This is a genomic window from Nitrospina gracilis 3/211, from assembly GCF_000341545.2.
Classification (GTDB): Bacteria; Nitrospinota; Nitrospinia; order Nitrospinales; family Nitrospinaceae; genus Nitrospina; species Nitrospina gracilis.
The window spans coordinates 507,597-532,199 of the sequence record NZ_HG422173.1 but is presented as its reverse complement, the minus strand read 5'-3'; the positions used below and the strand labels follow the sequence as shown (position 1 = coordinate 532,199).

Here is a 24,603-nt window from a genome sequence, read left to right as displayed (position 1 = left end):
CTGGAAACCTAAAACGGGCCCTGGAAGGTGGAGTGTTCGAGGGGGGCGGTGCGGTCGCCGGCTTTCATTTCACCCGTCGCGCCGGTGACGCGGCGAGCGGCCTGGCAGATGTCTTCCACGCCGGGATAAAAATCTTTTTCGAGGGGGCCACTGCACGGCGTGTTTTTGTCGGGAAGCGCCACGCGCAGGATGGGGGCTTTGAGGGAATCGAACAAGAGCTCCTGAACCCGCGCCGCGATCTCCGCGGTAATACCGAAACTGGTCCAGCCGGTGTCGGCAACGATCAAGCGTCCCGTCTTGCGCACGGAATCGAGAATGCAGTCCATATCCAGAGGACTGGAGCAACGCGGATCCAGGACTTCCACATCGATGCCCTCTTCGCTGAGAGAGCTTGCGGCGTCCAAAGAGTCCTTCACCATAAACGAAAACGCTACGATTGTCACGTCCGCACCTTCGCGTTTCACGGCGGCTTTTCCAAGCGGCACGGTGTACTTTTCTGCGGGTACGTGGGATTCGGTCTCATACAACAAACGGTGTTCGATGGAGAGTACGGTGCCGGTGTCTTCCAGCGCGGCCATCAGCAGGCCCTTGGCGTCGTAAGCGGAAGCGGGGAGCATCACTTTCAGGCCGGGCACGTGTGAGAAAAACGCCTGCAGGCTCTGCGAATGTTGCGCCGCCTGACCCCAGCCGCGGCCGATGATGGCGCGGATGAGCATGGGACAGTTCATCTTGCCGCCGCTCATGATCTCCCACTTGGCGGCGTGGTTGATGATCTGGTCCATGGCGAGAAGCAGGAAGTCGTTGCGCGCGTGCACGATGACCGGCCGCTTGCCAAGCAGGGCCGCGCCGACGCCGATGCCGGCGATCGAGTTTTCCGCCAGCGGCACATCCATCACGCGGTCCTTGCCGAACTTTTCGAACGCGGCGCGCGTGGTGCCGAAGATACCGCCCTCGTCGTCCACGCCGCATCCCATGACGAACACGCTCGGGTCGGCGTCCATCGCCTGCGTCAGGCCTTCGTTCAGCGCTTCGCGGTATTTGAGAATCCGTTGATCGTTGTTCACACCCATACCGCGTCCTCGCTGGATTTGGCGAACTCGAAGGCCGCCTGGATTGCTTCCTGGATACCCTTGCGGATACCGTTCATGTCTTCCTGCGTGAGCCAGCCGTTCTTGAGGCACAAATCCTCGAAGCGGCGCACCGGGCATTTCTGTTCCCATTCCTCCCACAGCGTTTCGGTGCGGATGCCGGTGTTCTTGTCCTGTTGCGGACCGACGTGGCGCATCATGCGGAAGGTGCGCGCCTCGATGAGCGTGGGACCGAGTCCCTCGCGCGCGCGGGCGACACCGCGCTGACTGGCGCTGACCACTTCGCCGACGTCATTGCCGTCAACACGAATGCCGGGCACGCCGAACACGTTGCCGTGCTCATGGATGTTGTCGATGGGGCGGCGCGCCAAAAGGTGCGACGAGGTGGCGACGAAATTGTTCTCGCAGACGAACAGCACCGGCAGTTTGTGAAGCGAGGCGAAGTTGAGGCTTTCGTGCAGAACGCCTTCCTCGCAGGCGCCGTCGCCGAAGTACGCAACCGCCAAGCGCTTCTTGTCGTCCATTTTGAAAGACAATGCGGCGCCGACCGCAAGGGGAATACTGCCGCCGACGATGGCCGAGGCGCCCAGCATGCCGACGCTCTGGTCGATCAGGTGCATGGAGCCACCCAACCCTTTGGCGCAACCACTTTGCTTGCCGTAGAGTTCCGCGATCATCGCGTTCAGGTTGCCGCCCTTGCCGAGGTAATGACTGTGACAGCGGTGCGTGCTGAACACGACGTCGGTGTCTTCGAGGCAGGCGGAGACGCCGACCGCCGCCGCTTCCTGTCCGATGGACAGGTGCACCGGGCAGCGCATCTCCTGCTGGGCGTATTCTTCCGCGATCGCTTCTTCGGTCATGCGGATGCGGATCAGGTTTTCGTACAGGTCGCGTGCGTGTTCTTTCTGGATCATAGAATCAGATGAAGTTGACGTGGGCGGGCGGGTGCTTGATGTCCCACAGGTAACGGTTCACCTCGTCCATGCGGCAGTTCTTGCGGCACTCGGAGATGTTGAGTTCGTTCTCGACGTACTCGAGGTTGGCCATGCGCTTTTCGCCTTCCCAGATTTCCTGGAAGGTGTTTTCGGTGATGTTGCCGTAATTGAAACGGTCGTCCAGCAAATACGCACTGCACCCGTACACCGCGCCGTCGGCCATGACGTAGGCCCAGAAGTTCGGCGTCGAATAGCATTTCTGGTAGTAATGGCTGTCATCGAACAGCTTGGTCAGCGTGTTGTCGCGGAAGACGACCGAGAAGTTGTCCGTGTTGAGCGCGGCCAGATCGTCCTTCAACTGGATGGACTTGGAGTAGTCGATGTTCTCGTATTTGCGCGTGATGCTTTTCTTGTGCTGGGAGTACGGCTTGATGACGAGGTAATCCATGCCGACGTCCCGCATGCGCTGGCCCAGCGTGACCGCTTCGTGCTCGTTTTCCGGGAGCAGGACCATCTGCGCGCCGAGCGTGCAGGTATCGCCGCGTTTCGCTTTCAGGTTGGCGGCGGTCTCCAGGTTGCTCAACACCTTGTTGAAGTCGTCGGCTTTCGTCTGGTGCACCTGCGCGTAGGATTCCGCGGTGCCGGCGTTGATGCTGGTCTTGATCCAAGTGACGGCATCCAGCGCGGCCTCGGACCATTTTTTGGTCATGGGCACGGCGTTGGTGGTGATGGCGATGTCAATGCCCGATTTTTTTGTGTGCTGGATGATGTCCGGCAGGTCCTTGTGCAGGAGCGGTTCGCCCTCGCCCGCATACATGATGCTGCGCACGCCGAGGCGGCCCATTTCCGTCAGCCGGTTTTTGAGCAGGTCCGTGTCCAGGTGGACGACCTTGTAGCCGATGTAGTCGACGGCGCAGAAGGTGCAACGGTGGTTGCAGGCGCCTGTCGGGGCGATTTCTATATAAATGGGGTACACGGTGCGCGACCCGGACAGCCATTCGTTGACGCGGTCAACATGGTAATTCAGTTTGTGTCCGTCGATTTTGTGCTTGTCGCTCACGGTTTCGGTCTTTTCGTTGATCTGGATTCCCATTGCTTCCTTTCAGTGGTTCTTTATCAGGATAACGCCTCGGTTTTCCCTGTCAAAAACAAATCGAGAAACCGCAGGCTGATGGGGTGGACGTTGAGTTTCCGGATGGCGTCCGGCCGAAAAAAGTCCACTTTCTGCCCCTCGTTGCACCGCACTTCGGACACCGGGGTGCGCAGGTGGGCGGTGAATGCGTTGTACACGCCCGGGGGTTCCGGGTCCGCCGCCGTGTAGCGCAGGGTGGTCAGCGGCTGCAGTGCATCCACCTCGATTTCAAATTCCTCGTGCAGTTCGCGCAGGATGGCGTCCGTGAGCGGTTCCCCCGGTTCCACATGGCCGCCCGGCGAGCAGGTCCAGTACCCCGGATACTGGATGCCGGGCTTGTTGTCGCGCAACTGGCAAAGGATTCGGCCGTCGGGGTCGCTCACGATCGCGCCCACGAAGACGGGCAGGGATTCGTTCTGGCTGAAATCGGTCACACGTCCCCCTCCCCGGGGGTGCGGCGCGGGTTAGATGAAGTTGACGTGTTCCGGCGCGTTCTTCAGGTCCCACAGGAACTTGTTGACGTAGTCCTGCCGGCAGCCGATGGCGCAGTCCTTGTGCACGTCCACCGAGTTGGCGACGTCCTCGTGCACCTCCCAGTAACGGTCGCCCATCACCATGTCGTAGAACGAGTCGGTGTGCAGGTCGCCGATGTAGAAGCGGTCCTTGTTGAAGAACGGGCCGCAGGGATACACCTTGCCGTTGCCGGAGATCTGGAGCAGGAACGGCGTGCCGTAGCACACGTCGTATTTCCGGTAGCCGTCCTTGTACAGGTCGGATTCGCCCGCCGCCATGATCTTGTTCCACTTCACCTGCACGACGTAGCTGTCGTTGCTGTAGCCTTCGGCTTCGTGGAGCATCTCCTCGAGAGACAGGTAGTTTTCGTAATTGATGCCGATCTCCTTGTACTCGGAGTCGGAGCAGTGCTTGATGACGAAGTAATCGACGTCCAGCTCCGCGCCCAGCTTGGCCTCCGGGATGACTTCCTCGAAGCATTCCGGGATGAGCACCATCTGCAGGCCGATCGTGCACTGGTAATTGTTTTCCTTCTTGATGCGCACCAGCTCGCGGATGTTTTCCACCAGCAGGTGGAAGTTTTCCTCGGTGGACTGGTGCACGCGGCGGAAGCCTTCCGGCGTGCCCGCGGACAGGTTGATGCGGATGAAAGTCATGTCGCGCAGGAGTTCATGCGCGCGATCCATGTCGATGATCAGCCCGTTGGTGGCCATGGAGGTGTCCACGCCCATCTGCTTGGCGAGCACGGTGGCGTCGTACATGGCCGGGTTCAGCGTCGGTTCGCCGTCGCCGATGAAGCCGATGGAACGCACGCCGAGTTTGCCGCAGTCCTCGATGTAGCGGAGCAGGGCGTCGCGCTGGATCATGGTGCCCTTGGTCATGTTCTGCACAACCGCATAGCAGTAAAGACAGGCGGTGTTGCAGAATTTGGTCAGGCCCATGTCGATGTGGATGGGGGCGAAGCGGCCGCCCTGCATCCAGGACATCACGCGGTCGAGGTGGTGCATCATCTTGTGGCCGTCGAAGCGGAACCGTTCTTTCTGGTTGCGGTAGCTCGGACCGGTGAACATGTTCGGAACCGGTTCCTGCGCTTCCTCTTCTTCTCCGGCGCTTTTACGGATGATGCCGACCTGGTCCTCGAACTGGACGTACTCCACTTCCTGGTCGTCCATCTTGTCGATTTTTTTGGAATCGACCGCCTGTTCTTTCAGTTTGATCTGCGTTTCGTGCAGGGCCTTGCGGTCGACAATGGTGTTGGACGTACGCAGTTTGTGTCCCGGGGTTTTGGCAAGCGGAACATCCTTGGGGATGTGGGTGTTTGCGTCGAGACCAAAACGGTTTTTATTCGAATCAGATTCGCTCATTAGCGTGCCTTTATGGACATAGGGTTGATGCAATCGGGTTTGGGCCGGAAAACTGAAAACCCTAGCGGGGTCGGGTTTTTTCGGATGCGTGCCTGTTCAGGCTGTCTGGCCGTTCAGGTATTATGCCAAGGACCGCTTGTGAAATCAATCAAAACCGGATAGGAACTCCTGAAACGGCAAGGAGTTAAGACGTGTTTTTCATTGAAGAACCGGGGCCTTAAATGCTTGCGGGTTTTGTCAGGGCCTGCGGGCACGGTTGCCGGGACACACCCGGAAAGGGGAAAACGAATTCCAATTTGCCAGACGCTCCCTTTAATTATACAATTCACAGACTTAGGGGCCCCGGCAGGTGGAGGGTCCCGGCTCTCCACTTTCTTTGACCGGCCACGGGCTGACCGATGCAAACACCGTCATTCAACCTGACCTCCCTGAAAATCAAACCGTTGGCCGAACGACAGCACGATCTGCAAGTGGATTGCATCCGCGACTTGGAACGCGGCGCGTCGCCGCTCATGGTCGAGGTGCTCCGGCCGGTGGCGGAATGTCTGATGCGGGCGAAGGAATCCGGCACCGCACGCATTCTGATGATGGGTGCCCACGTGATCCGGTCCGGCGTGCAGCGCTACCTCATCGACCTGATGGAGCGCGGTTACCTCGATTGCCTGGCGTTCAACGGTGCGGGGATCATTCACGACTACGAGTTCGCGCGCATCGGCGCCACCACCGAAAGCGTGGCGCGGTACATCCAGACCGGGGAGTTCGGCTTCTGGAAGGAGACGGCGGAGCTCAACGACATCGTCAACGCCGCCTACAAAAAAGACCCGCACGTCGGACTGGGGCAGGCGGTGGGGCGGGCCATAAGAGAAAGCGATTTCCCGCACAAGGACATCAGCCTGTTCGCGCATGCCGAGCGGCTGGGGATCCCGGCCACGGTGCACGTGTGCATCGGGCAGGACATCATCCACCAGCATCCGAATTTCGACGGTGCGGCGACGGGCGCCCTGTCCTACACCGATTTTCTCAGGTTCGCCGCCTGTGTGAGGCGGCTGGAAGGCGGGGTGGTGATGAATTTCGGCAGTGCCGTCATGGCCCCGGAGGTGTACCTCAAGGCGCTCAGCATGGCGCGCAACCTGGCGCACCAGGAGGGCGGCGAAGTGCGGCGCTTCACCACGCTGGTCTGTGACCTGCACGACCTGCCCTCGAACTTCCGCAGGGAAGCGCCGCGGTCGAGCGCCGGTTATTATTACCGTCCGTGGAAAACCATGCTGGTGCGCACCGTCGCCGACGGCGGCGACAGCCATTATGTGAAGGGCACCCACGCGGACACGGTTCCGGCTTTATGGCAGGCGATTCAGAATTTGGAACACAAATCGGGAAAAACCCGTTAATCTGTTTTATAGGAACTCCGGAATGTCCGACGCGAAGGTCTTCGATCTGGCTACGCTGGCGGAGAAACTGAAAGAGGAAAAAGCCCGTGGCCGCAAGGTGGTCCTGTGCCACGGCTGTTTCGACCTCATGCATCCCGGCCACATCAAGTACCTGCAGGCCGCGAAGAAGATGGGCGACGTGCTGGTGGTTACCGTCAGTCCCGACCGCTTTGTGGATAAAGGACCCGGCAGGCCGGTGTTCGGGGAGCGGCTGCGGGCCGAGTCGCTGGCCGCGCTCGAATGTGTCGATTACGCCGGCATCAACGAGTGGCCGACGGCGGAGGAAACCCTGCGCCTGCTTCGCCCGGACATCTACGTGAAGGGGCAGGAGTTCGAAAAGCTGGAAGACAAGACCGGCAAGATTCAGAAGGAGTTCAAGGTGCTGGAGGAGATCGGCGCGGAAATGCGCTTCACCCACGAGATCGTGTTCTCCTCCACGGAACTCATCAACAAATACATCAAATAACCAGGCAGGGGCTATGGCTGTCGATCCGCAGGAAAAAATCCTTACCTTTGAAGATCTCGCCGCCAGAGTGCGCGAACTCAAGGCCGAAGGCAGAAAAGTGGTGTTGTCGCACGGGGTGTTCGATCTCATTCACCCCGGTATCGTACAGCATCTCAACACGGCCCGCAGCATGGGCGACGTGATGATCGTGACGGTCATCAAGGACAAAGACGTGAGGCGCGGTCCCGGGCGGCCGGTGTTCCCGGAAACCCTGCGGCTGAACAATGTGGCGTCGCTCGCCCAGGTCGACTACGTCTGCCTGGTGGACGACGAGCGTCCGTTCGAATGCGTGCGCATCCTCAACCCCGACGTGTTCGCCAAGGGGCAGGCGCACCAGGAACGCGACCAGGAGGTGAACCGCAAGATCTTCGAGGAGGAGCGTGACCTGTTCTGGGGCGAAATCCAGATCCGCGAGACCGACGGGTTTTCCATGCGTTCCTCGCACATCCTGCGTAACTTCTTCGACCTCTACCCGGAAGACACCAAGCTCTTCCTGAAAAACTTTTTCAAGCGTTACACGTTCAAGGAAATCGCCGATTACCTGCACGGCATGGAGAACCTGCGCGTGTGCCTGATCGGCGACGGCATCATCGACGAATACCATTACTGCGAACCGATGGGCAAGGCGGGCAAGGCGAACCTGGTGGTCAACCGGTTCCTCAGCCACGAAGTGTTTGCGGGAGGCGCGTTCGCCATCGCCAACCATGTGGCAGGACTGTGCAAGGAGGTGCACCTGGTGACGCTTCTGGGGCTGGACAATCCGCGCGCCGAGTTCATCCGCGACAACCTGAAGCCGAACGTCACCACGCGGTTCTTTTACCGCGAAGACGGCCCGACCATCACCAAGACCCGTTTCGTGCACCAGTACCTGAACCAGAAGCTGTTCGAGGTGAATTACATCAACGACACCAAGCTGTCGCCCTCCCTCGACCGGGAAGTGGCGGATTACCTGAAACAGCAGGTGCAGGGGTACGACCTGGTTTTGCTCTCGGATTTCGGGCACGGGTTCGTGTCGGAGACCATCTATAAGGCGCTGGTGGACAATTCGAAGGTGCTGGCCGTCAACACACAGACCAATGCCGCGAATTCCGGTTACAATCTCATCACCAAATACGCCAGGCCGCATTATGTCTGCCTGGACGAGCCTGAAGTGCGGCTCGCGGCGCAGGACAAACACGGCGCCATCGACGAGATCGCGCTCACCATCAAGGAGCAGATCCAGGCCAACCACCTGGTGGTGACTCTGGGCAAACGCGGCTCGCTGGGAGTCAACGGCAAACAGCAGGTGTTCCGCACGCCCATTTTCTCGACCAACGTGGTCGACACCATCGGCGCGGGCGATGCCTACTTCGCCTACACCGCGCCGTGCGTGGCGCAGTCGATGCCGATGGACATGGTCACCTTCGTCGGCAATGCGGTCGGGGCGCTGGCGGTGCAGATCATGGGCAACAAGCGATCGGTTGAAAAAAATGAAGTTCTGGAACTGATTCATTCACTGGCCAAATAACAGGGGTTGTTTTATGCAACGTATGGTTGAAGAGTATTTTGGTAACTTGAAGAAGGCGATGGATGGCATCATGGTGACCGGCCAGAACGGGGAGACCTACAGTTTTCCCGATGGCGTGGTGGCGGCGGTGGAGCTGATCAACAAGCAGTCGCAGGCGGGAAAACGCCTTATGTTCATCGGCAACGGAGCGAGCGCTTCCATCGCCAGCCACATGGCGACCGACTTCACCAAGGCCGGCGGGAAACGGGCCACCGCGTTCAACGACGGTGCCCTGTTGACCTGCATCGGCAACGATTTCGGCTACGAGTACGTGTTCCAGAAACCGATCGAGTTTCTGGCCGATCCCGGCGACATCCTGTTCGCCATCAGCAGTTCCGGCAATTCGGAGAACATCCACAACGGCGTCAAGGCGGCGCGCGAACGTGGGTGTCATGTGGTGACGTTTTCCGGGTTCAAGGAGGAAAACCCGCTGCGGGTCAAGGGCGACCTCAATTTCTACGTGCCGTTCCTGGGATACGGGCCGGTTGAGGTGCTGCACCACGCCATCTGTCACTGCATACTCGACACCATGATCATGAACCAGCAGGCCAGCGCGTAGCGGTTGCCTGAGGCACCAACCTGAGGGGGCGGGGGATGCCGGATACAGACAAGCTTATGGGGGATCATCCGACGATCAGCGTCATCATGCCGGCGCTGAACGAGGAAGCGCACATCGCGCTTGCCTTGCAGAATACGCTGGATGCGCTGGACCACTTTTCCATTCCCGGCGAGATCATTGCCGTCAATGACGGTAGCCGCGACCGCACGCCGCAAATCGTCGAGGAGTTCATGGCTCGCGACCCGCGCGTGCGGGTGATCCATCACGAAAAACCGCGCGGCATCGGTGCATCCTTCTGGGAAGGGGTGGACGACGCGGCCAATGAAATCGTCATCATGCTTCCCGGCGACAACGAAAACGATCCCTGGGAAATCATGCAGTACATCCGCCTGCTGGAGCACGTGGACATCGTCATCCCCTTTGTGTACAACCGCGGCGTGCGCAGCGTCTTCCGTAATATCCTTTCGTTTGTATACCGCAGTGTCATCAACTCCACCTTCATGGTCAATTTCAACTACACCAACGGCACCGTGCTCTACCGCAAATGCATCCTGAAAGAACTCGAATACCGGAGCGCCAGCTTTTTCTTCCAGACCGACATCCTGATCCGTGCGGTGAAAAAGGGATACCTGTTTGCGGAAGTGCCGTACCGGCTGGGCCTGCGGCTGGAAGGGAAGTCCAAGGCGGTGTCCTATCCGTCACTTCTGCGTGTGGCGCGAGGCTATCTCCGTCTGGTGCGGGATTTCTATTTCAGCAAGAAAAGCAAGGTGGCCAAGGACGAATTTGTCGCGGGCAGTTCGACCTCGCGTCGCTACGCCACCGAAAACACCTTGTATAAAGTTAAAAAGTAAAACGGGTGGAACCCCCGTGGCGCCGCCACGCACCTTTGGGGTGTTTGGCGTAATCCTTTTCTTTCAACCTGTATCCGTTTCCAATGCAAGTTCTTGTCTGGGGCCTGGCCCTGCTGATTCTGGCACTGGCCCTGCACCTCATCATTTGGAAAATCCGCCTGCCGCAGCGCCAGACCAAGGTGCTGTTGCAGATATTCTTCGGCACTCTGGTGCTGGGATCCGCCGTGTTGTGGACGAACCCGGAAGCCTCTCTGTTCGGTGTGACCGCGCCCACCCGCTGGGCGCAGTTCCTGCACATCGCTCTGATGTTCACCGCGTTCACGCTGGCGTACATGATCACTTACTCCGGTCTGGAAGCGGACAGTCCGTCACTTGTCATGGTGCAGGCCGTGGCCGAAGCGGGCAAACCGGGCCTGCCGGTGGAAACGTTTTTTGAGCGCATGAACGACGATGTGCTGGTGAAGCCGCGCCTGCGCGATCTTCTGACCGACAAGATGGCAGTGCTGGAGGACGGGCGCTACCGCTTGACGCCGAAAGGCCGTCTGATGGCGCGCCTGTTCGTGGTGTACCGGTCGCTGTTCAAGGCCGGAAAGGGAGGCTGAGCCGATGGTGACGGCACGTGAAATCGCCCATGTTCTGAACCCCGTTTTGTGCCTTGCGATCAATGTGTTGATCCAGATTGCCGTGGCCCGGTGGGGACGGTGGGGCCTGCTCAAATCCGTTTACCTCGGCTTTGCGGCGGGCATGGGAGCCTTGCTGGGCGGGGAATGGGTGATCGCCCAGGGTTCGGGTTTGGCATTGAACGAGGCCGCAGCGCTTTTGTTTGTGAATGTGGTCACCTACGGCATGCTGGGCTATTGCTATTTCCACTTCATCAACCTGGGCGAAACCGCCCGGCGCATCCGTTTGCTGCGCGAACTCCACGAGGCGGGAGGGGGGCTGGCCCTCGACGAGCTGCTGGGACGCTACAATGCCTCGCAAATGGTTGAAATCCGGTTGAAACGGCTGCTCGGCACCGGCCAGATCGTGGAGCGCGACGGACGGTATTTTATCGGAAAACCAGTCATGCTCTGGATATCCCAGGCCATTGTGGTGGCCAAACGCATTGTTCTTGGAAAAAGCAGCGAATTTGATTGAAATTATTCCGCCCTCCTTTATCATTAAAGAACACACCTTTTGGGGCCAGGAGGGCGGTCCCTCAACCCAGGCATTCGTGTAAGTTCGAGCCCCCTATACGAAAGGTTTCGAACCCATGTTGTTCATCAATCCGGCATACGAAAAATTCGGCGGCATGCTGTCGCGGTACATCCCGGTGGGCATTCCCGTATCGATCGGGGTCATCTCCGCGTATCTTCGCAAATACGGGGTGAAGAACATCCGCGTGGTGGACGAGGAAATCGAGACCATCACCGAGGACAACTTCCGCCAGTTTACCGAGGGACTCGAACAGCCACTGATCATCGGCATCACCGTGCTGACGGCGCAGGCGGGACGGGCCTACACCATCGGCCGCATGTACAAGGAAGCGTATCCGGACTGCACGGTCGTCATGGGCGGTGTGCACGTCACTGCGCTGCCGGAGGAACCGCTTCGCAACGGCTCGGCCGATATCGTGGTGCGCGGCGAAGGGGAAGAGACCATGCGCCAGCTTTACCACGCCCTTCGCGAAGGCGGCGACGCCTGGAAAAAAATCCGCGGCATCACCTTCCTCGACGATAACGGGGAACTGGTCGCCAACGAAGACAACGACCTGATCGACAACCTCGACGATGTGCCGATTTTTCCCTACGAGCTGTTTGAGCATCCCAAATACGACATGGGATTCCTCACCGGAGCGCGCGGGTGTCCGTACAAATGCAGTTATTGCAGTCAGCGCATCCTCACCGGCCTGACCTACCGCTGGCACTCGATGGAACGCATCATCGAGAACGTCAAGATCCTGGTCAATAAATACAAGATCGAGAACATCACGTTTTACGACGACATCTTCAGCGTCAACAAGCGCCGGGTGATTGAGTTGTGCGACGGCATCGTCGAAGCCGGCCTTCACGAGAAGTGCGCCTTTGCCGTACAGACCCGCGCCGACAATATTTACGAAGAGATTTTGCCGGCGATGAAACGGGCCAATTTCCAGACCATCGGCATGGGTATGGAAACCGGCGTCGAGCGCATCGCCAAGGAAGCCAACAAGGACCAGACGGTGGCCCAGCACATGGAAGCCGTCAGGCTGTGCAAAAAATACGGCTTCAAGGTGTCGCTGTTCATGATTTACGGCTTCCCGGGCGAGAGCAAGGAAGACCGCGACGAGTCGTGGCGGGTGGTCAACGGGGCGAACGTCGGGTTCGTCAAGTTCAACAACCTGATCCCGTACCCGGGCACCCCGATTTACGATGTGGCGCAGAGCGAAGGCCGCCTGCACATCATGGAGGGCTGGCGTAATTTCAACAGCACCCTGTCCATCACGCGCAGCATCTTCGATACCATGCCGCTGGCTTATGTGCCGAAGGGCGTGACGGAGTTCGAACTGAAGCGCGACATCATCCGCCGCAACCTGCAATACTACTTCCAGTGGAAGATCATCAAGTCCATCATGCTCCGCGACAAGGGCGTGGGCTGGGTTTCTTTGCCGCCCAACTGGTTTTTCAAGCCGCGCGAGGTGGCGTCGCTCACCGGCATGGCGTTCATCCTGGGCACCAACCTGCTGTTCTCCATGTTGCCGCCGTTTGTGGGCAACGCCGTGTTTGCGCTCCTGAAACGCGGACGCTCGGAAGCGGCTCCGAAAGATGTGAAGATGAAGGACCGCACATTCCGCCGCGCCCGGGTGCCCAAGGACGCATCCCTGCCAGCGGGGGAGACGGAACCTTCCGTTTCCGTGGCGGACACCGAGTCCAAGGAACGGCCGCAACAGGGCCGGGCCGAATGGCTGCGCTGGTCCTCGCCCAGCTGACCCGGCCGTATTCCTTCCCGGTCCACTTTTATTCCTGAAATTATCAGCACGCAGAAGGTGTGTTTCCCGGCACCGCATGTTTTGCTGTGCAGGAAACGCTTCAGCGGACCAGTCCGTTCTTGAGCGCGTAGTGGATGAGCTCGGCGTTGTTCTTCATCCCCATTTTTTCCAGGATGTTCGATCGGTGGGTGCTGATGGTGGTGATGCTGAGCGACAGTTCGTCCGCGATTTCCTTGGTCTTCTTGCCCGAGGAGATCATGCAGAACACCTGGAACTCGCGTTCGGAAAGAACGGCGTGCAAAGGCTGTCCTTCCTTCTTGTCCAGTTCCTGGATCAGCTTTTCGGCCAGTGACGGGCTGATGAACTTGCCGCCGTCGGAGACCGTGCGGATAGCCTGAACCAGTTGTTCCGGCGCGCTGGATTTGGTGAGGTACCCGGATGCGCCGGCTTTGATCAGGCGCACGCCGTAATGATCTTCCGGGAAAATGCTGAGAATGATGACGCCGAGGTTGGGGTGGCTGTACTTCAACTGCGACATCACCTCCCACCCGCTTTTCTCAGGCATCTCGATGTCCATCAGCATGACATCGATTTCCAGGTCCTTGATTTTATCCAGCACCTCGTTGCCGTGGGAGGCTTCGCCCACCACTTCCATGTCGGCGTTCTGGACGATGATGTGCTTGATGCCCTGGCGAACGACCGCGTGATCGTCCACCACGAAAATACGAATTTTGCTATTGGATGTTTTCATATAGTTTCTGTTTCACTGGAATTACGGCGCGAACGGTGGTGCCGGATGTGGGGTCGCCCTCGATCGTGGTTTCGCCATCCAGCGCGCGGGCGCGTTCCTGGATGCCAAGCAGGCCGAGGGACTGCGAGTTGTATAACAGATGCTTCTGAATTCCGCGTCCGTCATCGCAGATTTCCAGAATCACTTCGTTTTCCTTTTCTTTCACGCAGATGGTCACGTTTTTCGCTCCGGAATGGCGCGCCACGTTGGTCATCGCCTCCTGGTAGATGCGGAACAGGGTGGTGGACAGGTTGCGTTCGAGAATGACCTTCTCCGGAATGAATTTGACGTGGCATTGAATCCCCGTCCGCTTCTCGAACTCCGCCGTCTCCCAGCGGATGGCTTCGGAGAGGCCCAGCACGTCGAGAATCTGCGGCCGGAGTTCTGTGGCAATGCGCTGCACCGATTGAATGGTGCTGTCGATCAACTGGCTCATCGAACGTGTCCTCTGGGGTACGCCGTCAGAACCCTGCTTGACGTCGTTGACCAGGCAGGCAAGTTCCATTTTGAGCGCGGTGAGCGTCTGCCCCAGTTCGTCGTGGACTTCTCGCGCGATGCGGGTCTTTTCCTCTTCGCGGATCGATTGCAGCTGGTTGGTCAGCCGGCGCAGCTGGTTGCCGTACTCCGTGAGCTTGACCTCCGCCTGTTTGCGTTCCTCGACTTCTTTTTCCAGGTTCACGTTGGCTTCGTGCAGGGCATGAATCCACTTGTCGCGAAACCGCTCAAAGCGGAACACGACCAGGGCCATCGACATCGACAGAAGAAACATGACGCCCATCAAGGTGATCTGCGTGACTTTGAAATACTGCAGGTCGGTGGCCATCAATTCCTGCAAACGGTGCTTGATGCGGTCGGCCTTGCGGTTGAAGCTCAGGTACACTTCGTCGTAGTACTTGTCCATGGGCGACCCGGTTCCCGACGTGGCGCGGTTGGACAGGCGCGTGTGGGCGATCTTGCGAAACTCGGCGATGTTGTTGCGTACCTCGCGGATGACTTCGCGGATTTCCGGATCGTTGAGCGGCATGATGGTGCCTTCCTCATTCTGTCCGCCTTCCAGCATGGCGTTGGCGTACCAGTCCGCCTGGTCCAGGAATCTCCACACGCCTTCCGTGTCCTTGGTCTGGTCGCCGCCAAGGATTTCCTCCACCCACATGTGGGCGGCCACCACCTTCAGTTTGACTTCCGTGTCGGCGTTGATGAGGGGGGCGTAAACGGTATTCATCTCGAGTCCCTTCCAGAAGCTGAAGCCCATCATGGCAAGCATGGCAATCCCCAGAAAAATATTGGCGATGGGAATCCACCAATGCGAGGTTTCCAGGTTGATGTTGTATTTGCTCAGTTTCATGGTCTGGGTCCCGTGCCGCGAAGCCGGGGCGTTTCCCGGTGCCTGCGGTCAGAAATTACCAGCCGTTTTCAAAGGGAACACATGAATCCCTGCAATGCCTTGAGCCCCGGTAAATGGAACGTAACCGGGGCGTTTCCCTTTAAAATGGCTTTAAGTGGTCCCATTCAGGGTCTTTTGGAAGTCCAATGTTACCAGACAACGCGCCAGAGACGCCAAAAAAACAGTTACCTCGAAGAGGCTGAAGGGATTGCTCCTGCCGACTGTCGGGGTTCGGCGGAACGTATCAACCTTATCCATTGCAACGCATTGGTGCGGGCTGGATGGTTTTCTCTGATCGGTGCCGGGCCGTTTCGAGGGGAGCGAGTCTTTGCCGAAATACGGCGAACGCTCTACAATAGGAGGAAGTGCAAGGCCATTCCATCATTGAATTGAGTAAAAAAGGGTCGAAGTCTTTCGATCCTGCTGAGGACGGCCCCGGTTTTTTTGCCTGATTGGAAAAAAACGGATTGGGTTAACGGCGTTTTTCCAAGCGGTTGGTACCGGGTCCGCATGTGCGGGGAACCCGGCCGCCTTGAAAAGGCACTCTCAAATGCATATAATTGAAATTCTTTCACAATTCTTTGTCCCACACACTTCTCCATCATGTCTTTGTGAATCGTGAATTTCACACGACCCCATCGAAATAGTGTGTGAGCGTTCATTTATCTGGGGGATCCAATATGAGCAGTTTGACCAAAAACGATACGTCCACCGCAGTGGAAAAAGCGGAGGAGTATTACGACAGTTCCAACGCGGACGAATTTTATTTCAAAATCTGGGGCGGCGAGCACATCCACATCGGCCAGTACAATTACGAAGAAGAGCCGATCGGTATCGCCAGCAAACGCATCGTGAACCACATGATGAGCCTCCTGGATCTTAATATATTCAAGCGGGTTCTGGACCTCGGCGCGGGTTACGGCGGCGGCGCGCGGTACCTGGCCACCCAGCGCGGGTGCCATGTGACCTGTCTCAACCTGAGCGAGACGCAGAACAACCGCAACCGGGAATTCAACAAGGAACGCGGGCTCGACCGGCTGGTCGACGTCGCTCACGGGAGCTTCGAGGAAATCCCGTTCGAGGACAAGTCGTTCGACGTGATCTGGTCGCAGGATTCGTTTCTGCACAGCGCCGACCGCGCGCGCGTGGTTTCGGAAGCGTACCGTGTGCTGAAACCCGGCGGATTGTTCATCTTCACCGACATCATGAAAAAGGACGATTGCCCGGAAGACGCGCTCGGTCCCATTCTCGCGCGCATTCATTTATCCACACTGGGGTCGTTCCGGTTTTATTACGATGAAGCCGGCAAGCAGGGATTCCGGCTGAAACGGATGGAGGACCACTCGAATCAGCTCACCATGCATTACAGCCGTGTGCGCGACGAGACCCTGAAGCACTACGACGAGGTGGTGAAGTTGTGTGGACAGGAATACATTGACCGCATGTTGACCGGACTCGGCCACTGGGTGGACGCAGGCAAAAGCGGCCGCCTGGCCTGGGGCATCACCCTGTTCGAGAAACCCGGGACTCCGTGAGCGTACGGTTTCATTCAAATACCTTCCTATATTCCAAGCGCCCCGGACACCCTGAAAAACCGGCATCCCCGCGCCGGTGGTCCGTGGGCAGGTTGTGAGGCCCCGTCATGAAACATGAAATCCCAACCCGGCCGCTGTGGTTTTTCACGCGCACCAATCCGCCGGTGTTCGTGACCGCTGCGGCCATCATGTTTCTCTTCATTCTGTACGGTACGCTGTTCACGAAAACGGCGCAGGATGTTTTTACGGCGGTGCAGACGTTCATCACCGGCAATTTCAGCTGGGTGTTCACCATCACCACCTGCCTGCTTCTGTTCTTCGCTCTGTTCCTGCTGTTCAGCCCATACGGGAAAATCCGGCTGGGCAAGGACAGCGACCGTCCCGAATTCAGCTTCGCCACGTGGTTCGCCATGCTGTTCAGCGCCGGTATGGGCATCGGCCTCATTTACTGGAGCGTGGCCGAGCCCATCAGCCATTACATGAACCCGCCGATCGGCGTGCCGGAAACCGAACGCGCCGCCGAACAGGCCATGCAGTTGACGTTTTTCCACTGGGGTCTGCACGCGTGGGCGATTTACTGCGTTGTCGGCATGGCGTTGGCGTACTTCGCGTTCCGCAAGGGACTGCCGCTCACCATCCGGTCGGCGTTTTATCCGTTGCTGGGCGACCGCATCTACGGTCCGTTCGGTCACGTGATCGACATTTTTTCCGTGGTCAGCACGATGTTCGGCGTGGCGACGTCCTTAGGACTGGGCGCGATGCAGGTGAACTCCGGCCTGCATTTCATAGCCGGCGTGCCGCAGTCGGTGTGGGTGCAGGTGGCACTCATCTCATTCATCACGCTGATCGCCACCTTCTCCGTGATGCTGGGATTGCACAAGGGCATCAGCCGCCTCAGTCATTTCAATTTGTGGGTGGCGGGGATTTTTCTTTTATTCGTCTTTCTTGCCGGGCCGACGCTTTACATCCTGACCACTTTCGGCACGACTCTCGCCAACTACGCGCAGAACTTTCTCGTGCTCAGTGTCGCCAGCGAAACCATGTACGGCGTGGAATGGCGTTCCAGCTGGACGACGTTTTACTGGGCGTGGTGGATTGCCTGGTCGCCGTTCGTCGGCATGTTCATCGCCCGCGTGTCGCGCGGCCGCACCATCCGCGAGTTCATACTCGGTTGCCTTCTCGCGCCGTGCCTGGCGACGTTTGCGTGGCTCAGTGTGTTCGGCGGCACCGCTATTCATCTGGACCTGGTCGAAGGCGGCGCGATCGCCGAGGCGGTGGACAAGAACGTGAGCACCGCCCTGTTCTTCATGCTGGAATCGCTGCCGCTGGACGCGATCACCGCCACCATCGCCACCGTCGTCATCATCACTTTCTTCGTCACCTCGTCCGACTCCGGCAGTTTCGTGATCGACATGATCACCGCCGGCGGCGACCCTGACCCGCCCAAACTGCAACGCCTGTTCTGGGCGGTCACCGAAGGCGTCATCGCCATCGTGCTGCTGATCGCAGGTGGGTTGAACGCGTTGCAGACCGCCGCCATCACCACCGGTCTGCCCTTCGCCATCGTTCTGATCGGCCTCATTTATGGGTTGCGTATCGCGCTTCTCAATGAACGCCGCCAGCAAAAACAGGAACAGGCCACTCGCGAGCAGGAAGCCTGACGCAAGGGGTCACGCTGTAAAAACCCTCCCATTTCCATTCGTTCTATTTCCTACATTCTCTCAGCGGGAATGGCCCTTTAAATAAGCTTTAAAAAACCTTGAAGTTTCTTTCCGGGCCGATACAATTTAACCGGAACTTTAAAGAGAATCGGCAATTCACTCCCCCCAAAACTGGATTGTCAGGAAAGGACACTCATGGCAGAACTCAAGACGTACAAGGACCTCGACGACGAAGCCGCGCGGCACATCCTGCGCACGGCCACGACCAAGGCCCGCGAAATCGGGTCGAACATGAACATCGCTGTCGTCGGCGCGGACGGTCACCTGAAAGCCTTCTTCCGCATGGACGAAGCCTGGATGGGAAGCATCGACATCGCCATTCGCAAGGCCAAAACCTCGCGCTATTTCAACCTGCCTACGGGCGAGATCGGCAGTCTCAGCCAGCCCGGCGGGCCCTTTTACCAGATCGAACACTGCAATGACGGACTCATTACCTTTCCCGGCGGTGTGCCGCTGAAGACGAAGGGCGGAGACGTGGTCGGTGCCATCGGTGTGTCCGGCGACGTGGTGGAGAAGGATCACGAAGTCGCCGCCGCGGGCGCGCAGTACCTGCTGGACAATTAGTATGGCGGGCGCAAATGCGACCGGCATGCAGTAAGCAGGAGAAAAAAGGGATACAACGGGCAGACGCATTCTGAGGGGGGTGCGGCCGCTGTCCAGTCCTGTAAAACTTGAGGGGGGAATTTTTATGGAATCGCATTGGGCCTTGCCGGAAGGCAACCCCTGGTCCACGCCGTTCGCTCAGGCGTTGTTGCATCATCTGGACCTGTTTCCCGGGGCACGGGTGCTGGACGTCGCCGCAGGCGGGGGCATCCCCGCGTTTTACATCGCCGATCAAGTGGGTCCGCAGGGATATGTGCTGGCGGTGGATATCCACCACAACCAGGTATTGAGGGCGCGGGGCATGCAGGGAACGCGCATGCCCTGGCTTCAGTTCGAAGTGGGCGATATGCGCCAGCTGCCGCCCAACCTGCCGAAGTTCGACCGCATCACCGGCAACATCGCCTTCATGTTTTTCCGGCCGGACCGGCCCGCCGCACTCAAAAGCCTCGTGCAATTTTTAAAGCCCGGCGGGCAGATCGTCCTCACCTGGCCTACGAAAGGCACGTTCGATTCCCTGTGGCGGAGAGTGGAGCGGGAGATGCAGTCGAGAAACCTGACTGTGGAACTCGGGCGCTTTCAGGAATACCTCGATGAACGGCCGTCTACCGACGATGCGCGCGCATGGTTGTGCGAGCTGGGTATGAAAAATATCGAGACCGCAGAGTGGCCGCTGGAGATCGAGACCGGACCCGGCAAGGAGTTTCTCGGCCACCCGTTACTGCGTAGCGGGTTTCTGGATGACGTGTACGAATGTTTCGACGACCAGGAGAAGGCGGAAGAATTCATGCAAACCATCGCCGACGACCTCAACAGCATCCTTCCCCTCACCGCCCAGCGTGGGGTGCTGAGCGGGTGGAAACCTTAAAAGTTTCTCCCTGAAACGGACCCCCTTTGCAGAGGGTACGTCCTGTTGCGTCCTGCAATCAGTTGACGCTTCCTTCACGGCGACTCCCAATCGGTGCCGTCCCTCCTGCTGTTCCTTCCGTTCCGCCCTGGTGAATCCGCTCCGGGCTAATCAACTCCCATCTGCATTTCTCCGTGCGCCTCCGCGCTTGCTTCTCCCGGGCTTTCTGGGAATTAGCGGGTAGCAGTGAAAAGAAAGTGCTTGACTCTATAGTAATAATGATTATGATAACCACTTTCAATAAAGGGGTTCCGCCTGCCGGGAGGCGGGATCGATTGGAATGAAGCGCCGGTTTCCCCCGTGCGGTTTGGCGGAATGGGGCTTCCGTTTCCTTGCGATTGCTGGAGGAACCCTATGCAGTTCAACCATCCATTTGCGCTAACGGGGAGGTTTCTCCAATAGCATGTCCTATCAATATTATCATTCCAATTTGCATGCCGTCCTGGTTTCCTCTTATGAGGATTTGAAGGCGTTTCTGATCCGCAAGTTCGGTTGCCAATTGCTGGCCGAGGATGTGGTTCAGGAAACCTGGTTGCGGGTAAACCAGCTTGCCGAGCCGCGGACGGTTGCCCATCCCCGCGCGTACCTGTTTAAAATGGCCGCCAACCTGGCCATCGACCACCTGCGTTCAGAAAAAGCCCGCAAGCGGCATATTAGTGTGGAATCGGCACCGGAAGATATTTCCAATGGCATGCCGTTGCCCGACCGGGTGATCGACTATCAACAACGCTTGGCGATTTTGCGCCGGGCGGTTGATGAGTTGCCGCCGCGTTGCCGGGAAGTGTTCCTGCTTCACAAGTTTGAGGACTGCACGCACGCGGAAATTGCGGAGCGTTTGAATATTTCCCGCAACATGGTGGAAAAACACATCATCAGGGGCCTCGCTCATTGCCGGGATCGCCTTCAACAGGCTATTCAATAAACGAGGGTAAGGTATAATAGGGGGCATTGCGTCTTAGGTAATAAGAGTTCGTCCGGCGACGGGCCGCTGGTCTGGCCGGACACACAGAAATCTTTTATCACCTGATCCGTTAACGGCCCGCATGACCCCTGATCCGCGCGACGAAAATCATACCGTTTCAGATGAAGCCATTGCCTGGTTTACCCGCCTGCAATCCGGCGATGTCACGGAAGAGACCCGCCGTCAATTTGAATCCTGGCGTGCACACAGTCCACTCCATGCGATGGAGTACGACCGGGTCAGCTCCATCTGGAATGATCTTGGTGGACTCAAGTCTGGCGCGGATTCCCGTCCCCTTTCAAAAGCACCTCCTGTCTCCCCTTCGACCGCTGTCCCGAGCGGAATAACCAGACGGGGTGCTTCCCGCTGGCGTGCGTCCATGGTTATCCTGTTGCTGTTTCTGTTTGGCGGGAGCTTCTGGTTGCCGGATGCCTGGGTACGAATCACGAGCGACCACTACACGGAAACCGGAGAGCGGCGGGAGTTGACCCTCACCGATGGCTCGACGGTTTATCTTGATACCGGTTCGGCTCTGTCGGTGGAATTTTCTCCCCAAATCCGGCGGCTCGTTCTGGACCGCGGCCGCGCTTTGTTTGTCGTGGCGGAAGATAAAGACCGGGCTTTCGAAGTAGCTGCGGGCGGCGGTACCGTTCGCGCTTTGGGCACGGCATTTGAAGTGCTCAGAAAACCGGGTGGCGTGGTGGTGACCGTGCTGGAAAGCAGGGTGCAGGTCTCGCGCGATTCTTCGAAAACCAACCTGACATCCGGACAGCAGATTCACTACAGTTCAGATACGGGATTGTCCGGAGTTGCAATGGTGGACCGCGAGGATATCGCTACCTGGCGGCGCGGCAAACTGGTGTTCCATAACCAGACACTGGCCGAGGTGATTGAAGAGGTCAATCGTTACCACAAAGGCACCATCCTCATCCTAGATCCGCAACTGCGCTCATCCAAAGTCAGCGGTGTTTTCGATATCACCGACCCGGGTCTGGTGCTTCAGGCTCTTCAGGACACCCTGCCGATCAAAATCCTCCGGGTGACCGACTATCTGGTCCTGCTGGATCAGGCCAAAACCCCGGCTCCAGCCAGTTGATCTCTTTTCCGAACCACCCCCGTATTCCGCTTAGGGTATCCCGACCTTTTTGTCCTTATTAAGGCGCTAAATAGTTTAATAAATTCAAATAACCGAAAAAAATCACGATTCCAATGTCAGGGAGCGAGACTCTCACGTCGTTCCATTTAACGAGATGCGATGACTGCAGACGCGCATTTCAAAATAATACCGCCCCGATGTCAGGGGGAGGGGTTCTTTTATCGTTTAACTAACGTAATGCCATACCTTTTCCATTTTGCCGAATTGGAGCTGAACGATGAAAGAACAGCCTGGTGTCACGGTGCGATCCATGGATCGCATTCCTTCCTGGATTAATCTCATATTCCTATTTCTTTTCGCGGTGTCAATGCTGGTCATGGCGCCGACGGCCTTCGCACAGAATGTTTCCGGATCCAATCCGGAGGCGGTGTCATCTGCTGGAAGCGGGAAGGTGCAATTCAACATTCCCCCGCAGGATCTGGCATCTGCCCTGACCCGTTTTGGTGAGGCCGCCGACCTTCAGCTTTTATATGACGCGGAGATTGCATCCGGTGTGAGAACCCAGGGAGTGCGTGGAGCCTACACGCCCAAAGAGGCGATTGAGATCCTGCTGGAAGGCACCGGGCTCGATCACCGGTTTGCCAACGCCAACACGGTGACGGTGACCAAAGTAACGTCCTTGAACAAGGTGGAGGTTTCCGCGACTCGTGGCATAGGTGATCTCATCGACACGCCTCAGGGAGTGACCATCGTCAGCAAGGAGGATGTGGAAAAACAGTTGGCTCTTTCCAGCGACCTGGGCGACATGCTGGGCAAGACGGTGCCTGGCCTTGGGACCAGCACTGAGGGGTTGACCGATGTCGGCCAGACCCTGCGCGGCCAGAATATGTTTGTCCTGATCGACGGCGTGCCGCAGACCATTCCCCTTCGCAACGGACAACGTAACCTGCGGACCATCGACCCCTCGGCGATCGAGCGCATCGAGGTGTTGCGCGGTTCCAGCAGTGTGTACGGCCTGGGCGGAACCGGCGGTGTCATCAACATCATCACCAAAAAGCCGGGCGAAGGGAAGCCGCAGTTCGCCACGGATTTAACATTGGGTTTCGCGCCCGTCAGTGTGGGGCAAAGTCTTCGCAAGCGCCTGATGCAAAGCGTGGAGGGCAGTGAAAAAACATTCGATTACATTTTCAGCGTGACGGCGGAGCAAACCGGAAGTTTCTTTGATGGAGACGGGGACCGCATTCCTCCCGACCCCAATGGTCAGGGCGGACTGGCGGATTCCGACTCCTACAACCTGTTCGGCAAAATGGGTTTTGATGTGGACGAGAACCAACGGTTTGAATTTTCCCTGAACTTCTTCAAGATCAGGCAGGATACCGATTTTATTCTGGTGGATGGCGTGACGGGTGTGAAAAAGACCACCGCCGTCGAAGGTACAACCCCGGGCAAAAAAATGGGTACGGAGAACCTTCAGCTCAACCTCAACTACGTGAACCGGGATGTAATGGGAAGCCAGGTGAAAGGTCAGATCTATTACCGGGATTACTTCACCCGCTTCGGGTTTTTTCCGGCACCCACGTTTGGCTCCGGCGGGCAGAACGCTCTGGATTCACAGCGGATCGGTGGGCGGTTGGATGTGGAGACGCCGTTCTCCATGGGCCGCATCCTTTGGGGATTGGACCTGCTGTATGAAGAAACGTCGCAACCCATGGAAGACGGCCGGGATTTCGTTCCCGAAATGGACCAGATCACCATTGGTCCGTTCCTGCAGAGCGAAATTGTCGTGATGGAAGATTTGACGATTCATGGCGGGGCCCGCTTCGAGCAGATCCTGTTTGATGTGGACGATTACACCACGGTCTTCGGCAACAATGTCCGGGGTGGCAGTCTGGATTACGAGCGCGCGGTGTTCAATGCGGGTGTGACGTACAATCTCACCAGGGAGATCAGCACGTTCGCTTCCTTCTCGCAGGGATTCACGGTGCCGGAAATCGGCCGGGTTCTGCGCAACGCGCCCGCCGGTACTTCCGTGGAAAACATCCGTCCCAAAGCGCAGGTCGTGGACAACTACGAAGTGGGTTTTCGCGGCAACTGGTCCAGGGTGCAGGGTGAGGTGTCCCTGTTCTACAGCGAATCGGATTTTGGCACCTCCCTCACCAGCCCGGCTTTGCCCAGCGACCCCATCCTTGTTCTGCGCATCCCGGAGCGTGTGTACGGCATAGAAGCTTCGTTCGATGCACAGCCGGTCGACTTGTGGGAGATGGGGGGCACCCTGACCTTGATGGAAGGCGAACTGGATTCCGATAACAACGGCAACTTCGATTCCTACATGCTGGGCAACCGTATCCCGCCGCTCAAGGTAACCGGCTACGTCGAGAACCAGACCCTGCCCAACTGGCGAAACCGCCTGCAGGTTCTGTATTCCGGCAACCGCGACCGTTTCCACGGGCAGACCGGTTTCGGCAGGGGGACGGTGAGCGACTTTTATGTGGTGGATTTGCTCAGCGCTTACAAGTTCAAGGTAGGCACGTTGAAGGTGGGCATCCGGAACCTGTTGGATGAGCAGTATTTCCCGACTATTTCCCAGATGTACAACTTCAACAATCGCTTTTCAGCCGGAATGGGCCGCACCATCAGCGCCACGTATTCAATCAAATGGTGAGTCGCTGAAAATAAGGTCCCGGTGTTTGAGCTTTCGCAAAGGCTTGGGAGTCGGGACCAACGAACCGGTGCAGGGAGTTC

Annotated in this window: 22 protein-coding genes and 1 pseudogene; 16 read left to right on the top strand and 7 right to left on the bottom strand. The window is 58.0% G+C overall.

Annotated elements, in window-relative coordinates; genetic code table 11:
* Nucleotides 1–8 precede the first annotated feature (8 nt).
* Genes TX82_RS02470 through TX82_RS02450 form a run of 5 tightly spaced genes read right to left on the bottom strand, consistent with a single transcriptional unit; the run spans nucleotide 9 to nucleotide 5,032 of the window.
* Entirely contained in the window at nucleotides 9–1,070 is a 1,062-nt protein-coding gene (locus tag TX82_RS02470; protein WP_005006433.1) for an alpha-ketoacid dehydrogenase subunit beta, read from the bottom strand.
* Nucleotides 1,061–2,002 carry a thiamine pyrophosphate-dependent dehydrogenase E1 component subunit alpha gene (locus TX82_RS02465; RefSeq protein WP_005006432.1) on the bottom strand — a complete coding sequence of 314 codons (942 nt, stop codon included), beginning with the start codon at nucleotides 2,000–2,002 and terminating at the stop codon, nucleotides 1,061–1,063. The genes TX82_RS02470 and TX82_RS02465 overlap by 10 nt, the downstream gene beginning before the upstream one ends.
* Before the next feature lie 4 nt (nucleotides 2,003–2,006).
* Nucleotides 2,007–3,116, bottom strand: a complete 1,110-nt coding sequence (locus TX82_RS02460) for a radical SAM protein (protein ID WP_005006431.1) — start codon at nucleotides 3,114–3,116, stop codon at nucleotides 2,007–2,009.
* Nucleotides 3,117–3,139: 23 nt separating this feature from the next.
* A complete protein-coding gene (locus TX82_RS02455) occupies nucleotides 3,140–3,589 on the bottom strand; it encodes an NUDIX domain-containing protein (protein ID WP_005006430.1) in 450 nt (149 codons plus the stop codon).
* A 30-nt stretch (nucleotides 3,590–3,619) separates the two neighbouring features.
* Nucleotides 3,620–5,032, bottom strand: a complete 1,413-nt coding sequence (locus TX82_RS02450; protein WP_005006429.1) for a radical SAM/SPASM domain-containing protein — start codon at nucleotides 5,030–5,032, stop codon at nucleotides 3,620–3,622.
* Nucleotides 5,033–5,430: 398 nt separating this feature from the next.
* Here TX82_RS02450 and TX82_RS02445 point away from each other — a divergent pair, with 398 nt between their 5' ends.
* From TX82_RS02445 to TX82_RS02410, 8 genes are all read left to right on the top strand, one after another.
* Entirely contained in the window at nucleotides 5,431–6,420 is a 990-nt protein-coding gene (locus TX82_RS02445) for a GSU2086 family protein (RefSeq protein WP_005006428.1), read from the top strand.
* A gap of 22 nt (nucleotides 6,421–6,442) precedes the next feature.
* Nucleotides 6,443–6,925, top strand: coding sequence for an adenylyltransferase/cytidyltransferase family protein (locus tag TX82_RS02440; protein ID WP_005006427.1), 483 nt, complete (start codon nucleotides 6,443–6,445; stop codon nucleotides 6,923–6,925).
* A 13-nt stretch (nucleotides 6,926–6,938) separates the two neighbouring features.
* Entirely contained in the window at nucleotides 6,939–8,471 is a 1,533-nt protein-coding gene (locus TX82_RS02435) for a PfkB family carbohydrate kinase (RefSeq protein ID WP_005006426.1), read from the top strand.
* 13 nt (nucleotides 8,472–8,484) lie between these two features.
* Nucleotides 8,485–9,069, top strand: a complete 585-nt coding sequence (locus tag TX82_RS02430; protein ID WP_005006425.1) for an SIS domain-containing protein — start codon at nucleotides 8,485–8,487, stop codon at nucleotides 9,067–9,069.
* Between the two features lie 35 nt (nucleotides 9,070–9,104).
* Nucleotides 9,105–9,920, top strand: a complete 816-nt coding sequence (locus tag TX82_RS02425) for a glycosyltransferase family 2 protein (RefSeq protein WP_005006424.1) — start codon at nucleotides 9,105–9,107, stop codon at nucleotides 9,918–9,920.
* Nucleotides 9,921–10,003: 83 nt separating this feature from the next.
* Nucleotides 10,004–10,522, top strand: a complete 519-nt coding sequence (locus TX82_RS02420; protein ID WP_005006423.1) for a hypothetical protein — start codon at nucleotides 10,004–10,006, stop codon at nucleotides 10,520–10,522.
* 4 nt (nucleotides 10,523–10,526) lie between these two features.
* Nucleotides 10,527–11,057, top strand: coding sequence for a hypothetical protein (locus TX82_RS02415; RefSeq protein WP_005006422.1), 531 nt, complete (start codon nucleotides 10,527–10,529; stop codon nucleotides 11,055–11,057).
* A 115-nt stretch (nucleotides 11,058–11,172) separates the two neighbouring features.
* Entirely contained in the window at nucleotides 11,173–12,867 is a 1,695-nt protein-coding gene (locus tag TX82_RS02410) for a B12-binding domain-containing radical SAM protein (protein WP_005006421.1), read from the top strand.
* A gap of 100 nt (nucleotides 12,868–12,967) precedes the next feature.
* Here the strand turns inward: TX82_RS02410 and TX82_RS02405 are convergent, their stop codons facing one another.
* Nucleotides 12,968–13,618: a response regulator gene (locus TX82_RS02405; RefSeq protein ID WP_005006420.1), complete on the bottom strand. Its 651-nt coding sequence runs from the start codon at nucleotides 13,616–13,618 to the stop codon at nucleotides 12,968–12,970.
* Nucleotides 13,602–15,002, bottom strand: a complete 1,401-nt coding sequence (locus TX82_RS14980; RefSeq protein ID WP_005006418.1) for a sensor histidine kinase — start codon at nucleotides 15,000–15,002, stop codon at nucleotides 13,602–13,604. Before TX82_RS14980 ends, TX82_RS02405 begins: the two co-directional genes overlap by 17 nt.
* A 719-nt stretch (nucleotides 15,003–15,721) precedes the next feature.
* On the opposite strand from TX82_RS14980, the gene TX82_RS02390 reads away from it, so the two are divergent.
* The 8 genes and pseudogenes from TX82_RS02390 (at nucleotide 15,722) to TX82_RS02360 (ending at nucleotide 24,523) form a co-directional block, all read left to right on the top strand.
* Nucleotides 15,722–16,576 (top strand): SAM-dependent methyltransferase, encoded by an 855-nt coding sequence (locus tag TX82_RS02390; RefSeq protein WP_005006416.1) that lies wholly within the window; start codon nucleotides 15,722–15,724, stop codon nucleotides 16,574–16,576.
* A gap of 107 nt (nucleotides 16,577–16,683) precedes the next feature.
* Nucleotides 16,684–18,237 carry a BCCT family transporter gene (locus TX82_RS02385; protein ID WP_005006414.1) on the top strand — a complete coding sequence of 518 codons (1,554 nt, stop codon included), beginning with the start codon at nucleotides 16,684–16,686 and terminating at the stop codon, nucleotides 18,235–18,237.
* A 195-nt stretch (nucleotides 18,238–18,432) separates the two neighbouring features.
* Nucleotides 18,433–18,861, top strand: coding sequence for a GlcG/HbpS family heme-binding protein (locus tag TX82_RS02380; RefSeq protein WP_005006413.1), 429 nt, complete (start codon nucleotides 18,433–18,435; stop codon nucleotides 18,859–18,861).
* A gap of 124 nt (nucleotides 18,862–18,985) precedes the next feature.
* The gene (locus TX82_RS02375; RefSeq protein WP_005006412.1) at nucleotides 18,986–19,765 is read left to right on the top strand and encodes a class I SAM-dependent methyltransferase; all 780 of its coding nucleotides are present in this window, start codon (nucleotides 18,986–18,988) and stop codon (nucleotides 19,763–19,765) included.
* A gap of 442 nt (nucleotides 19,766–20,207) precedes the next feature.
* Complete coding sequence (locus TX82_RS02370) at nucleotides 20,208–20,726, top strand: RNA polymerase sigma factor (RefSeq protein WP_005006411.1); 519 nt, start codon at nucleotides 20,208–20,210, stop codon at nucleotides 20,724–20,726.
* Between the two features lie 121 nt (nucleotides 20,727–20,847).
* Nucleotides 20,848–21,000 (top strand): annotated as a pseudogene (locus TX82_RS17120) (FecR/PupR family sigma factor regulator); the annotation flags it as partial.
* A 144-nt stretch (nucleotides 21,001–21,144) separates the two neighbouring features.
* Complete coding sequence (locus tag TX82_RS02365) at nucleotides 21,145–21,861, top strand: FecR family protein (protein WP_052338177.1); 717 nt, start codon at nucleotides 21,145–21,147, stop codon at nucleotides 21,859–21,861.
* A 451-nt stretch (nucleotides 21,862–22,312) separates the two neighbouring features.
* Complete coding sequence (locus TX82_RS02360) at nucleotides 22,313–24,523, top strand: TonB-dependent receptor (protein ID WP_187291895.1); 2,211 nt, start codon at nucleotides 22,313–22,315, stop codon at nucleotides 24,521–24,523.
* Nucleotides 24,524–24,603: the final 80 nt, after the last annotated feature.

Coding starts and splice junctions, on each gene's coding strand:
- TX82_RS02470 (WP_005006433.1), bottom strand. CDS start 1,070: ATGGGTGTGAACAACGATCAACGGATTCTCAAATACCGCGAAGCGCTG.
- TX82_RS02465 (WP_005006432.1), bottom strand. CDS start 2,002: ATGATCCAGAAAGAACACGCACGCGACCTGTACGAAAACCTGATCCGC.
- TX82_RS02460 (WP_005006431.1), bottom strand. CDS start 3,116: ATGGGAATCCAGATCAACGAAAAGACCGAAACCGTGAGCGACAAGCAC.
- TX82_RS02450 (WP_005006429.1), bottom strand. CDS start 5,032: ATGAGCGAATCTGATTCGAATAAAAACCGTTTTGGTCTCGACGCAAAC.
- TX82_RS02445 (WP_005006428.1), top strand. CDS start 5,431: ATGCAAACACCGTCATTCAACCTGACCTCCCTGAAAATCAAACCGTTG.
- TX82_RS02440 (WP_005006427.1), top strand. CDS start 6,443: ATGTCCGACGCGAAGGTCTTCGATCTGGCTACGCTGGCGGAGAAACTG.
- TX82_RS02435 (WP_005006426.1), top strand. CDS start 6,939: ATGGCTGTCGATCCGCAGGAAAAAATCCTTACCTTTGAAGATCTCGCC.
- TX82_RS02430 (WP_005006425.1), top strand. CDS start 8,485: ATGCAACGTATGGTTGAAGAGTATTTTGGTAACTTGAAGAAGGCGATG.
- TX82_RS02425 (WP_005006424.1), top strand. CDS start 9,105: ATGCCGGATACAGACAAGCTTATGGGGGATCATCCGACGATCAGCGTC.
- TX82_RS02420 (WP_005006423.1), top strand. CDS start 10,004: ATGCAAGTTCTTGTCTGGGGCCTGGCCCTGCTGATTCTGGCACTGGCC.
- TX82_RS02415 (WP_005006422.1), top strand. CDS start 10,527: ATGGTGACGGCACGTGAAATCGCCCATGTTCTGAACCCCGTTTTGTGC.
- TX82_RS02410 (WP_005006421.1), top strand. CDS start 11,173: ATGTTGTTCATCAATCCGGCATACGAAAAATTCGGCGGCATGCTGTCG.
- TX82_RS02405 (WP_005006420.1), bottom strand. CDS start 13,618: ATGAAAACATCCAATAGCAAAATTCGTATTTTCGTGGTGGACGATCAC.
- TX82_RS14980 (WP_005006418.1), bottom strand. CDS start 15,002: ATGAAACTGAGCAAATACAACATCAACCTGGAAACCTCGCATTGGTGG.
- TX82_RS02390 (WP_005006416.1), top strand. CDS start 15,722: ATGAGCAGTTTGACCAAAAACGATACGTCCACCGCAGTGGAAAAAGCG.
- TX82_RS02385 (WP_005006414.1), top strand. CDS start 16,684: ATGAAACATGAAATCCCAACCCGGCCGCTGTGGTTTTTCACGCGCACC.
- TX82_RS02380 (WP_005006413.1), top strand. CDS start 18,433: ATGGCAGAACTCAAGACGTACAAGGACCTCGACGACGAAGCCGCGCGG.
- TX82_RS02375 (WP_005006412.1), top strand. CDS start 18,986: ATGGAATCGCATTGGGCCTTGCCGGAAGGCAACCCCTGGTCCACGCCG.
- TX82_RS02370 (WP_005006411.1), top strand. CDS start 20,208: ATGTCCTATCAATATTATCATTCCAATTTGCATGCCGTCCTGGTTTCC.
- TX82_RS02365 (WP_052338177.1), top strand. CDS start 21,145: ATGGTTATCCTGTTGCTGTTTCTGTTTGGCGGGAGCTTCTGGTTGCCG.